This is a genomic window from Enterococcus sp. AZ194 (assembly GCF_051713825.1).
Classification (GTDB): Bacteria; Bacillota; Bacilli; order Lactobacillales; family Enterococcaceae; genus Enterococcus_K.
In genome coordinates this window covers 123,508-138,096 of sequence record NZ_JBIOQR010000002.1, presented here as the reverse complement: position 1 = coordinate 138,096, position 14,589 = coordinate 123,508, and the positions used below count along the sequence as shown (strand labels likewise).

9 protein-coding genes are annotated in these 14,589 nt (G+C 38.6%); 7 read left to right on the top strand and 2 right to left on the bottom strand.

From position 1 onward, the window contains the following. Positions 1–63: 63 nt before the first annotated feature. The 4 genes from IGI37_RS19180 (at position 64) to IGI37_RS19165 (ending at position 1,483) form a co-directional block, all read left to right on the top strand. The gene (locus IGI37_RS19180; RefSeq protein WP_438763803.1) at positions 64–276 is read left to right on the top strand and encodes a hypothetical protein; all 213 of its coding nucleotides are present in this window, start codon (positions 64–66) and stop codon (positions 274–276) included. Then, complete coding sequence (locus IGI37_RS19175; RefSeq protein WP_438763802.1) at positions 249–572, top strand: hypothetical protein; 324 nt, start codon at positions 249–251, stop codon at positions 570–572. Before IGI37_RS19180 ends, IGI37_RS19175 begins: the two co-directional genes overlap by 28 nt. A 238-nt stretch (positions 573–810) precedes the next feature. Then, the gene (locus tag IGI37_RS19170) at positions 811–1,035 is read left to right on the top strand and encodes a hypothetical protein (protein WP_438763801.1); all 225 of its coding nucleotides are present in this window, start codon (positions 811–813) and stop codon (positions 1,033–1,035) included. Positions 1,036–1,225: 190 nt separating this feature from the next. Then, the gene (locus IGI37_RS19165) at positions 1,226–1,483 is read left to right on the top strand and encodes a hypothetical protein (protein WP_438763800.1); all 258 of its coding nucleotides are present in this window, start codon (positions 1,226–1,228) and stop codon (positions 1,481–1,483) included. 267 nt (positions 1,484–1,750) lie between these two features. Here IGI37_RS19165 and IGI37_RS19160 read toward each other — a convergent pair whose 3' ends face one another. Next, complete coding sequence (locus tag IGI37_RS19160; protein ID WP_438763799.1) at positions 1,751–1,855, bottom strand: putative holin-like toxin; 105 nt, start codon at positions 1,853–1,855, stop codon at positions 1,751–1,753. A 285-nt stretch (positions 1,856–2,140) separates the two neighbouring features. Between IGI37_RS19160 and IGI37_RS19155 the strand changes: the two genes are divergently transcribed. Together IGI37_RS19155 and IGI37_RS19150 are read left to right on the top strand one after the other, a co-directional pair. Next, positions 2,141–2,833, top strand: coding sequence for a GNAT family N-acetyltransferase (locus tag IGI37_RS19155; protein ID WP_438763798.1), 693 nt, complete (start codon positions 2,141–2,143; stop codon positions 2,831–2,833). A gap of 396 nt (positions 2,834–3,229) precedes the next feature. Then, positions 3,230–8,221 carry an SdrD B-like domain-containing protein gene (locus tag IGI37_RS19150; RefSeq protein WP_438763797.1) on the top strand — a complete coding sequence of 1,664 codons (4,992 nt, stop codon included), beginning with the start codon at positions 3,230–3,232 and terminating at the stop codon, positions 8,219–8,221. 515 nt (positions 8,222–8,736) lie between these two features. Here the strand turns inward: IGI37_RS19150 and IGI37_RS19145 are convergent. After that, positions 8,737–8,898, bottom strand: coding sequence for a hypothetical protein (locus IGI37_RS19145; RefSeq protein WP_438763796.1), 162 nt, complete (start codon positions 8,896–8,898; stop codon positions 8,737–8,739). Positions 8,899–9,708: 810 nt separating this feature from the next. Here IGI37_RS19145 and IGI37_RS19140 point away from each other — a divergent pair. Next, positions 9,709–14,577 carry a hypothetical protein gene (locus tag IGI37_RS19140; protein ID WP_438763795.1) on the top strand — a complete coding sequence of 1,623 codons (4,869 nt, stop codon included), beginning with the start codon at positions 9,709–9,711 and terminating at the stop codon, positions 14,575–14,577. The last annotated feature ends 12 nt before the right edge of the window (positions 14,578–14,589 follow it).

The window sequence follows — 14,589 nt, the reverse complement described above, 5'->3', positions numbered from 1 at the left end:
TTGTTATAATAATCCATAGAAGGGATTTTGGAACTTCACATGAAAAGAGGAGCCGAACGGGTAGTGAATATAGAAATTCATCCATTGAGTCACGTGGTTATTGGAGAGACATCTATTTATTTGGGAATGGCACAAGAGAAAGCTAAGAAGCTAATAGGTGCAGAAAAGCTCGTAGATGGAACAGCCTACTATTATGAAAATGAGTTAGCGTTAGAGTATGATTGCAACAATCAAGGGAAATTTATCGAATGTTTGGCTGGGAAAATGGGAAGCTGAAACCGTTTATTGATGGGTATTCTGTTTATGAGACAGCGGCAGACGAGTTATTTGAACGACTAAAGGAAAAAAATAATGGAGAGATTTTAGATGACGAATTGGGATACTCTTATAGTTTTTTAGAGATAAGCATCGGTATATACCGACGTACTTTACCAAGTGACATAGATCAAATGATTGATGAGTTAAACGCGGAAGGCCTTCCAACAGAGAATGTTGAGTGGTTGGAGCAAGATAAACTGCGAGCGAACTACTGGGAAACAATCGGCATGGGCGTGAAAAATTATTTTAGTTGATCTAAATAAGCGAATAAAAATGACCAATACAGAATGATGCACGAGCTGTAGGTGGTGATAGAACCACTAAGAAAGGAACAATTTAATTTTGAAGGCAGAGGCAGAAAAGTTATTTTCTTTTATTCGATACAAGAAGATAACCGTGTTTAAAGAGGACGAACAAACTTTAAAATCTTGGTATAAAAAATCGGAGAAGCAACATCTTACGTTTATTTATTTTGATTCTGAGGAAATGTGGATGGATCACCAAGCAGCAAATTTTGTTGGGTTTGACTGGAGTAGGAGCAAGCTGAATATTAATCATGAACTTTTAAAAGATGTCTATAATTTGGATGAAGCTGAGTTAAACTCATTGAGTAGAGTTGAAAAAAAAGAATGGTTAGATGACATCGATATTATGGATAAAATGACTAGGCGATATGAGCTATTAGTTAAGGAATATAAAGCCTTTTTACAAAAATAGGCTGGTAGAAATATCGCCAGACAGGAGTTAGCTTGCGAAAATGAAGAGTAAAAAGTTACATTATAGACCAAAAACTGTGAGCGGAACCTTTCGTCTATGATTGTTCATACACCATAATGAATGATAGTCTTCTTTCTTTTTTGAGCTAGCCTATTATGCTAATATAATAAAAAAAGGAGTGAATTTCTATGTGGATGTCAATGGGCGCAATTTTATTGGGACTTTATTGTTTGTGGCTTGCACCAAAATACTATCCGATGTTGGGATTCAGAGGGGCGCTGTATATTTTGAAGGTACGGCCTTCCTGGGCACTTACAAATCGAATTTTTTAGTGAGTGCAGGAATTGTTTACCTGATGATTCCCAGTGTGCAGCTTTTTGTCGGAATTAGTTTAGGAAGAGTCCTTTTGACAGATTTACTTTCAGCGATAGTCTTAAAAAATGAATAAACGAGTTGTTTAAGGTGACGACGTTGAGTCATACAGGGAGGAAATAAATAGATTGTTAACTGTTATTACATAGGTGTTACTAAAAAAGCAGACGATCTTCTTGCGTAGATTTTTTACTGGTAGGATGTATCAAACAATGCTACAATGGTAGATGAAAAGGGCATACGCGCGAACGTACCCCTAGTCACAAAATAGCACCGATTAAAGAACGGTGGCAAAGTCTAATTATTTTTTATGAAATAATCGTCCCTTGGCTAAAGTAGACGATTATTTCTTTTTGTCATTTTTTACAATCGCTAGAATTCCAAAAATGATAGTTGCGGTAAACATACCGAAGCTAATCATCAAGGATAGCGCTGTTCCAACTGGCAAAAGGCGTCTCCTTTCTCTAGATTTTGATAGAATGTGCATAAACACATCACCTCGCAATCAAAGGATCGCCACCGTCGTTTAAACTTCACTGTTTCGAAACTGTTTATTGTACCATAAATAGTAGTGAATCCCCTTTCTGATTAGGAATTTCATTATTCTTTTCAGTTGTCTTGTGTTTTTTTTTACTTCAAAAAATAGGAGTGCTCATTTAGAATATTTTTATGCTACGAAGTCAGTTCACAGTTGCTTACTTTAGTAAAATTAATAAAGGAAAGGCGTTGTATTATGCGAAAAAATAATTTTGGTCAGCCAATTGGTGTAAAAGTGGAGCAGACAGAATTTCAACCATTAGATAGTCAGCGGCTGGAAGGACAATACTGTCAGTTAAGCCGCTTAAGAGAAGAACAACTGCCTTTGTTGTACCAACAGCTATTTGAAAAAGGATTAAAGGAATACGATTATACGTATTTGCCCTTTGCGCCGTTTGTGTCATTGTCTGATTTTTTAGCTTACGCAAAAGAGAATTGGTTGACAAATGATCCTTATTTTTTCTGCATCTGGTCAAAAGATGGCTCAGAAATAGTGGGCTTAATTTCTTTGATGCGTAATGACACAAAAAATGGTGTCATCGAAGTCGGATATGTTGTATTTTCTTCAAAGTTAAAACGAACGGTTGCTGCTACAGAGGTACAATATTTGTTAGCACGTTACGCATTTGAGCAATTACGTTACAGACGATATGAATGGAAATGTGATTCGTTGAATACCCCATCAAAAGAGGCGGCGTTGCGTCTAGGATTTACCTATGAGGGAACCTTCCGAAATGCCCTTGTCTATAAAGGGCGAAACCGCGATACTGCTTGGTTTTCTATTACAGAATCTGAGTGGCCGCAAATAAATGAACGTTTGACAAGATGGTTAGCGGCAGATAATTTTGATGCTGAAGGAAAACAAAAACATTCATTAAAAGAAATGTAACCAAGTATGGTTAGGAATTATACGAAGAATCAGAGTGCTTGTTGGAAAGTATCGCTCTTCTTCTAGAAAAAATTATGCCTCCTCGTGTTTCATTGAGGAGTATAATTTTTTTTTGTTGAATCAATATACTAGTTATTTTTTAAGAATATTTCTATGCTGATTGAGTTATTTAGCACAAATATGTTACCTAATGAATGACTTGGGATAGTCAATAAAAAGAAATATTTTTCTTGTATTGGCGGATTAAAAAAGATAAAAGCTTGTATTAACAACGTTTTGCTAAATAAATACGAATTTAGGAATTGTTATTTTTTGTGTAATTGTTATCAAATTTATAAAAAGCATGATAAAATGAAGATAATGAAACGGTTGTAATTTTGAATGGGAGGAAAATCAATGAAAAAGTACTTTGATAAAAGATTATTGGTTGTGATGGTTGTACTGAGCTTGCTATTTCCGATTGGTTTGAGCGCATTGACGGTTCAAGCTGATGAGACAACAAAAACTGCAACAACAGAAGCTAAGCTTGTCGATTCATCAGAAGGAATTAAAAAGCAGACCGCTTTAACCACGGAGACGCAACAAACACCAATTCAAGTGTCAAAAGAAACGACACCACAGGAACAAATCACTAGTAGCACTACAGCAGATGCTGTTGAAAGTTCTTCGCTAAATAAAGAGAATGCTTCCTCTACGATTGAGAGTGAGACGATTGAGCAGAGTAAAAGTAATGTCTCTCTTTATTGGCTACAAAAGGATGAAAAAACCTCTGCTTTATCTGCTGAAGTTGGGCCACAAGATTGGCAGGGCACTTTATTAGTAGAAGGGACTAGAGAAAAACAATCCCAAACAGACGGAACTTACCAGTTAGATTTCGGAAAAGAGTTTTCGGGGACTTTAAAAAGTGATGACCAAGCACTTCGTTTTACAAACAAAGAAAAGGGGATTTGGGAAGTTTCAAGCGTATCAGAAGTTGAAACTCGAACTTCGCTTAAAGATAAAATTACGGTTGTCATCTCTGCGGATCAAAGAGATGATACGTATCTTATAGAAGCGATTCGTCTAACGATTTCAGGAAATCAAAATGAACAGACAAAAGTTTCGTTAGCTTTATATGAAGAGATTCAAGAATCAGATGTGATTACTTCCCCAGCACCAATTCCACATCAGAACGTAGCGACCCAATCTGATGTAGTCGCAAATCTTTCTGTTTCAGAAGTTTACTCAACGACGAATCCTTTATCAGGTGCTTATTTTGATATGACCGTTCGTGTAAATAGTGGAAGTATCGGAGAATCTGAGGAGGCCATTAAAGGGCTAAAGGTTGAGATTACATTATCAGATACTGTTGAGATTATTTCTTTACCGACAAGTAATAAATATCAAGTAGAAACGAAAACTGAGGGTTCCAATAAGGTTGTCACGATTCAGTCATTAACGGAGGTTGTTCCAGGGCAGATGATCTCTCTTCCATTCGGGTTACGTTTTAAAAAAGGAATCAGTCTTCCAAGTACGAGTCTTATCGGAAATCTTGTAGCAACGGCTACGAACGCGAACAAGGCGGAGAAAGCACTAGATGGGATTACTGCCCAAAATATACCCCCATCACCAAAGCTTTCGACAAAGACAGAAGAGGAAGCAGAGCCCACAGAGGCCCATACAGCAACAGTTAAAATTACACCTGAATCAGAAATTGGTGGGGTAAATATAACGGATGGCCTACTTACATTACATTTTCCGGCAGCGATTGACTTGTTTAGTGTTGTCTACAATGAACGGAATTACCCAGTTCGTACGTTACCAGATGGAACGTATTCAGTAGATATTCCCGTAGGTGATTTGCTTGTAACAACTGCGCCTATGGAAATTGAAATGACCTACGAGTATCCGTATTCGACAACAGGGGAGCCGATTGACTATACGATTGAAGCCACACTGAAGGGTAAACGATTAGATGGTACTGAGGTTAATGAGACGGCTGAAATTGTTGAAACAGTTCCACCAGCAGAAGGACTAGGTGGTTATCCTGGTGTTCGATTTTTCACAAAGACAGCTCGTAAACAGGTACTGAGAGCAGAAAATCAGTCGTTGAATTATACAATGACCTTTACGCCTCGACTAGATACGCGAGAGGTTTCTTTAGTTGATGATCCGGTAAGAGGAACGGCTGAGCCAGACTTTTTCAAAGGCTATCGTTACACGAGTCTTTCTTGGTCCGCACAACAAAGTAAAAATCCTGAAATTACTGGATTAGTCAGCGTCCAAGTCTTCTATCAAACAAATTTGTCAGGAAATAGTTGGCAATCAGCAGGTGCAGCTACGCCGTCTGGAACAGTTTCGGTGGCTGAATTAGGGCTGTCTGAAGATGAATATGTGACTACAATCAAATATGCTTTTTCATTTGAAGGGAGTCAAATCATTCCGAGAAATGCTGGGATGGTCTCTATTACTGCCTTTGGAAAAACGACGGCAGAAGTAAAAAACTCGGAATTGTCTCTTTCCGATGGGTTAACGAATACGCTTCATATTTATGGAGATCGAAAGTTACCAGGACAGCTAGATAAAGATTTTGTACCTTTTATTGAAGGAGGGTATGAAGCAAATGCAGATGATGCTTCCAACACAAGAACGGTTACGACAGCATTTGTTGGTGAAGGAGCTTATCCAGGATACAATGGTTGGGAAAACCCATTTTCGCCATCAACAAATGATATAGGTGCTTCATTTACTTATCAAATTGGGGTTAACAATGTTACAGGTTCAGGTCCTTTAAAAGAGGCCATCTTGTATATCACCGTGCCAACCTCTATTGAAATTGAGTCCGTTTCTTTACTGAACCCGAGCAATGATCCGGATGCACAAATTGAGGTTCGGCAGGTCAACGCAGACACTCAGTTAGTGATTATCAACTATAACAATGATTGGAAAAACTATGAGTGGTGGAACTTTAACCATGGTGTAAAAATTGTAGCTAAAGGAACGGATTCGGTTAAGGGCGAAGAAGTTTTCAATAACTATCTTGTTTCAGGTGATCCTACTCAACGCTATGAAGGTGGTGTTGGAAATGACTATGTTCCTGGGATTGGCTGGGTGACGGGAGCCTTATCGAAATGGCGCACGGTTAAGTTTAATCGTTCGGTTGGTTTGAATAGTCAAAAAGAAATTTCGTTAGATGGCGCGAATTATTCGCGGTATACAACGATTGATAACTCAACGACTGGTACAGATGTTTCCTTCCGTCTGACAGTTCCTAACTATGGCGAAGTTAAAATGAATGAGGTTCACATTCTCGACCAATTACCAAATGCGAATGATACGATGGCGATTTCAGGAAGTGAGCGTCATTCATCAATTCATGGTGTGGTTCAAGGGATTACAATGGCAGATGGCTCATCGTTGGGAAGCAACTATCAACTACTCTATGCAACGAATGCAACTGCTGAAGGAAATTTATACGAATTACGGAATTTAACCAATGATCAAGCCAATTGGCAAACTTGGGACGGCCAAACGCCACTAAGTGATGAAGCAGTAGCACTGAAAATTATTAAAACAGATGGTTTAGAAGCAAAGGCTTCAATTAGCTTTATCTTGAATTACCATATTCCAGAAGTCTCTAGCGACGTTGATACGCTTTGGAATAGTTTTGCGGTTGGTGGTAACTATACTGATGGAGCAACAATCGCCAATATGGAGGTTGGCGAGCCGATTAAATCAGGAGCATATATTTCTCAAGAAAAAGCGGATAAAAAAATTGCTGGAACAGTATGGCATGATGAAGATAGCAATGGACTCCGTGAAGAGGGAGAGGCACGCTATGCCAACGTGAAAGTGACATTATATGATTGGAATAACGATATTGTGGCTTCGACGCTAACAAATAATCAAGGACAATATGAGTTTAATCACCTCTTCAATAAAACGTATCGAGTGACGGTTCAACGACCAAGCTCAAATTTATTTTTAACAAGCTATCACAAGGGATTTGATAAAAAAGTTGATAATGATTTTCTAGATGTTGATAACACAGCTAATCTAGGAGAATCTAAAGTTAACTTAGCGACTGAGGAAGAGCCATTGTTTATTGATGCAGGATATGGCGAGTATTCTTCTATTGATGGATATATTTGGTATGATGATAACCAAGATGGCTTGCAGACGGTTGGTGAACAACCTGTTGGGAACGTTCCAGTCTCCTTATATCGAGTGGCACAAGATGATAGTTTAACATTTATTGGAACGACGAATTCTCAAATAAATGGAAAATATTATTTTACGGGTGCAGCGATTACTCCTGGAAAATATGTGCTTAAAGCAAAGGTTCCATCAGGTTATCAAATCACTGCACTAGGGGATATTCAACAGACGGATACTTCCAAGTTTAAAGAAATCGGGGAAACGGATCCTTTTATAGTTGTTGGAGGAAGAAGTTCTCATTGGGATTTAGGCTTAATTCAAGATTTGCCAACCTATACTTCTATAAAAGGGAAAAAAGTCTGGGATGACAATGACAACAAAGAACAATTAAGACCGGCAGAAATCTCTGTTCAATTATACAGAGATGGCGTTCCGTATCAGAACCCCATTACGATTTCGGAAAATAATCAGTCAGAATGGCCGATTGTCTTCACAAATTTACCAGAACATCGTCCACAATCGAACGAGAAATATGAGTACACTTTCAAAGAGGTGGTTGTACCAGATGCATATGAATCTGTAGTGGATAACACAAATTACGTAATCACAAATACGTATATAGGGGAAGTTTCACCAACGACAGATACGAGCACGAGTGAAACGGATAGCAGTGAGTCAACAACAGATACAAGTAGTTCGACCACGGACACAAGCAGTACAACAGATACAAGTAGTTCGACTACGGATACAAGCAGTACAACAACAGATACAAGTAGTTCGACCACGGACACAAGCAGTACAACAGATACAAGTAGTTCGACCACGGACACAAGTAGTACAACAACAGATACAAGTAGTTCGACCACGGACACAAGTAGTACAACAACAGATACAAGTAGTTCGACCACGGACACAAGTAGTACAACAACAGATACAAGTAGTTCGACTACGGACACAAGCAGTACAACAGATACAAGTAGTTCGACTACGGACACAGGCAGTACAACAGATACAAGTAGTAAAACAACAGGTACAAGTAGTTCGACCACGGACACAAGCAGTACAACAACAGAGACTTCAAAAAAATCGAATGGTCAAGGAAGTCCTTCGTCGACTGATAATTCATCTAACAAAAAGGATTTGCCTAAAACGAATGAAATGTCAGTTAATGCTCCTCTGGTTTATATCGGATTATTGTGTATTGCTGTTAGTTTGACTATCCGTTTCAAATTAAAAAAGAAAAATAACTAGGGTATTGACACGAATCGTTTAAATTCATGTCAAAGATCTTTATAAAAAACAAAAAAAGTGTGCACACAGCTTTGACTATCGGCTGTGTACACACTTTTTTCTTCTATTATAATAGCAAAGTAGATTCTACTTCAACTTAGCTATTTTTGAATACTGCCGCTATTCTTCCTCAATAGCCACTTCCACATTTTTTTGGCATACCAATTAGCAACTTTCCAAACCATCAATAAACTATAAATCTATAAAATCGCACAAATTAGAAGATTACGTATAGTGAAGGTTGGGTAGTAAACGATAAAGCTGAGTACCTGTTTCTTTTTCCCTTCTATCGTTACAGTCAAACACGTGAATGTGTAAGTTTTTTATGTAAGAAAGAGTAAGCGTATAAAGTAATACGACTGGTAATTGAGTAATAACGGTAAACTATTAGAAATATGGGTGTGTAGGCACCAAACGAGATAGAATAGCTCAATTGAACCACCAAGATATTTTTCAAGACGCTGCTTTCTTATAAATCATAACCCCTCCTCAGACATAATAATCTCATCAAAGAAAAAATATAACCTTTCTTCGATAGCGCTGGCTTCTAAAATTGTATTGCTATCGATGGTGATAAAAGTAACGATTTTGCCGTATAGCTCTCTAAAGGCTACTATTACCTTCACATTTATTTTCATCAGGAGAACCTCACGTATTATGCATATGTAGTTGTCAAGGGCAGTTGAGTTGGAAAAGTTTTTTAAAGGAGTTTTTAAACGTTTGTTTGGTAAAACAGAAATTAGGGCGGTTGTTTTTAAAAGTTTTTACAGAACACACTATAGGTTTAATGCAGGCAGGAGTTAAGTAAGAAGATACTGTCAAAAATATATCTATAGAAGAAACACAATGATTAATGCTGGAAGCGTTCAGTGGAGGATATTTCCATGTGAGTATGCGTGTTAAAAAATCAATAGGATGGTGTCTCTATACAACCGATTAGAGTGATTTTATACCACCTAGTTTGTTGTAGAATTTTTGAAAAATTACGATTTTTGCTTTTTTAGTGACATTAATTATCAGGTCTAAAAAAATATTTTTAATACCTACCTGTATAAGTTACCGTACAAATAGGTTTTCATACTTAGCATGAAATAACAAGAGTGCTATTATCAATCTGTTACCTCTAATTTCTTTATTTCTTCTGTCTGATACATTAGCGGATGTTCGTTTTAAATAGAAGAATCCCTCCAAAAAACTTTGTGCAAAAAAATTTCATTACATAGAAGACAATGCATATTTAAAAAAATTTTTTCTGCTGCAAAACGGATTTTCAATCTCTATAAAACCATTTAAATAGGCCGTGTTTGTGAAAAACTGCCGAAAATTTGTCAAAATATGAAAAACAAAACAGAAAATTTGAAAATCATTCGACTATACTGAGTTTGTAGATGAGATCGTTGATGACGATATTTATTTATTACAGAACTTACAAATAAGGAGGGAAATGGGTGAAAAAATTTGCAACATTAACATTAAGCTTGGTTTTAGTGCTAAGTCCATTTTGGATGTCTGCTTATGCAGTAGCCGAAACTGTTACGTCAGATGAAACGATTGACGAGTCATCTGTAATAGAAACCGAAGAGAACCAATCATCGAATCAATCATCTACAACGAATTCAACCTCTTCGGAATCAAGCGAGTCTACTAGCGAGAGTCAAGAGAGCTCTTCACAAGAAGCTGTTACTGAAAGTAAGAAAGAAACGAGAAAATATCAGGTTACTTTTCGAACAGACGCTAAACACAATTTCTCGTCAAATACTACTGAACGAACAATAGAAAAGGAGGAGGATAGCAAATTAGCTGTAGATGAAATTCCTTCTACAGATCAACTCGGTGATTTTGTTGGTTGGAAAGTTAACGGGCATATATATTCGACTGAGATGTTAACCTCGTTAGCTATCACAGAGGATATAGAAGCCGAGGCCGAATTTAAGGAAGTTACTTTGAAAGGCACCAATATAAAAACCAACACTTCAATTAAAGATATCTTTAATGTAGCCGATAAAACAAAAGTCATTGTTGTTCCTGATCCAACAGATAAAGGGATTGCTTACAAAGAATACCTGGCCTCTGAAGTTGGGGTAAAAACAGCGTTAAATGATTTATATCAGAATGGCGCAGGCGAAGACTATGTATTATACATAGGAACTACGGTTACGTTATCGGCGGCAACTGTTGCAAAAACGGTACCTACTCCTGTAACTGCAGCAAATGCGACGTTTTATTCATTGGCTGGTAAAGTTGGAACATTAACAATTACCGGTAACTCAGAAGACCCAATTACTAAAGATATAGCGGTGCCGGCAGGAAGCAAAACGTTAGCACTAGGAGCAAACATTCATTTTGGGACAGACGTTCAGTTTAGAAACATTAATTATACTGGAACGAGTATTTATATGAATGGTAAGAGTCTAACTCTAAACGGCGGCTCTTCTGGAAATGGCTTTTCCATTTATGGAGGAACTGATGTAGGAGACGTTAGTGGTAGCCCAGTGATTACTATAGAAACAACCGGGATAGGGGCTTGGAATGTCTATGGTGGGAACAAAACGAGTGGCACATTAACAGGGAATCCGACCATTTATATTAATAATACAACAAGAACATTTGATACTGTAGCAGGTGGTGCACAAGCTGGAACTGTCAAAGGGAACACATTTGTTCGTATCAGTAATAGTGGGGCAACATTTACCAACATTTATGGTGGAGGTGTTGGAACAACAGCTAATCCAGCGAATGTTACCGGAAATGTTGAGACAGAGATTACCAGTACGGTTGCTACAGCTGGCAACAAAATTGGTACTTATCATGGGGGTGTCTCGTACGGGGATATACAAGGTGCTGTTATAAATAACATCAGTGGCTATGGTTCATGGACTGATCTTGTCAGAAATTTTTATGGGGGAACGAAGGCTGGGAATATTGGAACAGACAGAACACAACCAGCGATTACTTCTAATGTAGATACGAGTCAATTTACGTATGGCTCTGCGAACTTTATCGGAGCTAATGAGAACACAGGAACAGTCAAAGGACATATTTCCAATGTTATTAAAGCAGGGACTTTAGACAAAGGGTCGTTTAACCGAGTGGATGGTGCAGCAGGTATGGAAGTTTCGGTGGTTAGTTTGACTACTGGGACAGACGCCGCTTACGACGCCATGACTAAGGAACAACGAAGAGCTTATGCAGAAAAAACAGCAAAATTTTTAGTTTATGGAAATGTTTCAACAAAAATCATTGAAGGAGCTGTTAGTAAGGGTGGGGATAACAATGCCTTTACTAGGGGGGCTGGCTATGGTGGTTATATAGAAGGAAATACTTCTGTTGAGGTGGGAACAGTACATGCTGATGGAACTGCTGGTGGTGAGGGGTATGCTTATAATCCAGGCGGAGCAGCCTATAAAAATAACTTACCTTATACTAACACAAACAACAGCCGTTCTTCTGGGACTGGCGCTTTTGATATTGTTGGAGGAGGCGGCACCAATGCGGCTAGAGCAACGAATATTTATATTTATGGGGACACGAGTGCGATTTTAAACAATGTGTTAGCTAGATGGACCTATGGTGGTGGTTTCTCTGGTGTAATTGAGGGAAACACATCAATGACTATGAATGGTGGCGTAGTTGATACCCTAGAAGGTGCAGGCTATACAGGAAAACGAATTTATGGAAATAGTCGAGCAACCCTTAACAACGGGCAAGTTGATTGGTTCTTATCTGGCGGTGGCTGGTGGGACCAAAAAATCGTCGGTGATGTAGGCGTTACGGTCTATGATGGTATTATCAATGCGTCTGTTGGAGGAACATTTGGTTACACAGATGACCATATCATAACAGGGGATTCGAAAAACTATATTTATGGTGGCGACTTTTCTGGGAAAAACCACAGTACGTCCGTTGCAACAAGAGAAGCTTTGGCAGGAGGACCAACCTATGCTGGATCAATTCTTGGCGATAGTGAGTTAACCATCGACTTAAGAGAGTATGACGGTCAATTTGGGCTACCAACAGGAACCAGTATTAGTGGAGGAATTCCTTATGCTGGAACGACGAAGCTAGGTACCAATACGTCTAATACGGTGACTCTAAATGTCTTTACAAAACCGGGATTAGATGTTTTAAATGGCGCCTCTCTTTATGGAGATGGGGGAAGTAGTGCTGTGAACACAAAGAGTGGTTCCATCATTATGAACATCCAAGCATCAGGTTCAAAGGTCGGTAATTTCTATGCGACAAACTATTCAAATATTTCTGCAGGAAAAATCCTCAGAAATGTTGAGATGAACATCCAGGGTGTATCAAGTATTAACGGTCTTTCTGGTGGAAATAACACGGATAGTTTAACAAACAAAATCGTTAGTGATAGCAGTAATAAGATTACCATAAACGTGGGTCAAAATGTGGATGAGACAGGTGTCTATCAAAAGGATCCCATTAATGTGAACGGTGTGGGAATTGTGAACTTTACTGAAATGACTATCACCAATGGAACAAAATTGATGGCCAATGCGGGTAGTGTGAAAAACAGCAGTGTTGCATCAGCTGGGAACCATCTAACTGATTATAATGGGTTTGGTTCGATTCATTTATCAAAAGGCGCTGGGTTTGGAATTTCTCCGAGCAATACAACTGGTATTATTTCTATCGGTAAATTGACAGTCGAAGATGAAGGGACCGTTGAGTCACTTCCAGGCGCTGGGAAAATCAATATTTCTGATTTCGAAACACCGGATGAATTAAAAGATCGCCTTACATGGATTACGACGTCACCTGCAGCCTCTCTATTGACCAAAAGCGAGGGCACATGGTTTGGTGAGTCACAGGCGTTTCAAGTATTAACCGTCAACCCGACAAAAAATAACGCTCTTAATATTAAACCAGCCAACTTTACTGGAATTGATAAGAACACAGGGAAGACGTACATTGGCGACAATGATATTAAGAAAACAGGTAGCGGCTATGGGATTGCGATTCCAGGATCGATTATCGATTATGAAGTTGAAATACCAGGTGTGGCAGATGGAGACGGAATGATTGCACATAATGTTTCGCAGGTGAAAGAAAACAATGAACCGTTATCTCTTGATGCTTGGGGAACTGAAAGGGCGAATAAACAAGTCAAAAAAGGCCGATTAGTAATTCCTATGGGCCATAACATTTTACCAACCTTAACGTTTACACCTGAAACAGATATTACCGGTTCTTGGTTCTATTCTGGGAAAATTACTTCAACGAAAATCGGGCAAACGGATCAAGAAATCGGGGAACAAACGAATTCTAAAGCGGTTGACTGGTCTTCTATGGATGGAGAATATAGTTACACGGTCAAAGTGAAGTATTCCAATAAAGCAGAGTTATCTGGAGAGCATGTTTTTATTACAGAGACTGAAGCAAAAGCAATTACTAAAGAACAGATTTATGCGTATACCTCGGCACAAGGACGACCATTTTTAACGGATGATATTACAGAAAAAATGGTGTCAGATATCCAGCAGCCTTTAGGGTTAAATGATGTATCGCGAGTGCATCAAGTTACCTATACTTCAGGAAAAACCGCTGTTAATAAAGTGAGTCAAGTATACAACCTAGTAGTTGTTCGAGATGAGTCAAGTATTTCTTCAGATCGTAGTACAGCACTATACGCAAAAGCGGCTCGCTTCAAGTTAGAAGAAGCCAATGCTTTAGCTGATGATGTGGAATTGAATACTCATACTTGGGCACAAGTACTATTTGCGGATGGACGGGCTTCAGTGAAACCAACAATTGATCCAACAGCATTTAACGCAATTAAATATGTGACATCTGACGAGTTATCAAAAAATGTTGAGACGAAGTATAGCTATATCAACGGCTCTGTTTCATTGACCAAAATCGTCAATGTTCTAATCTCTGGTGAACTCAAAATAGTGGAGGTGCCAGCTGGGTTTAACTTTGGCAATCAAATGGTTTCCAGCCAGACCCAAACATACTGGCCAACAATTACGGGGAATCTAACTGTTGAGGACACAAGAGGTGGAGATAAGGGGAAATGGCAGATGACCGTTGCTGAGACCACACCACTTTCTTCGGGAACAACGACACTGAGTGAAACGATGTACTTCGAAAACGGCTTAAATGAACAACTGTTAAGCAAAAATGCAGTAATTGTTGAAGAAACAACACTTCAACAAGATGGTCAATTTGTCATTTCAAATCAATGGGGTGAAACGAAAGACAAAGGGCTGAAGTTAAAAATTCCAGTTGCCAAACAACGACTGGGAACCTATGAAGGTACGTTAACTTGGACATTAGTGTCTGGACCTGGGAATTAAGAGAAGGGAGAA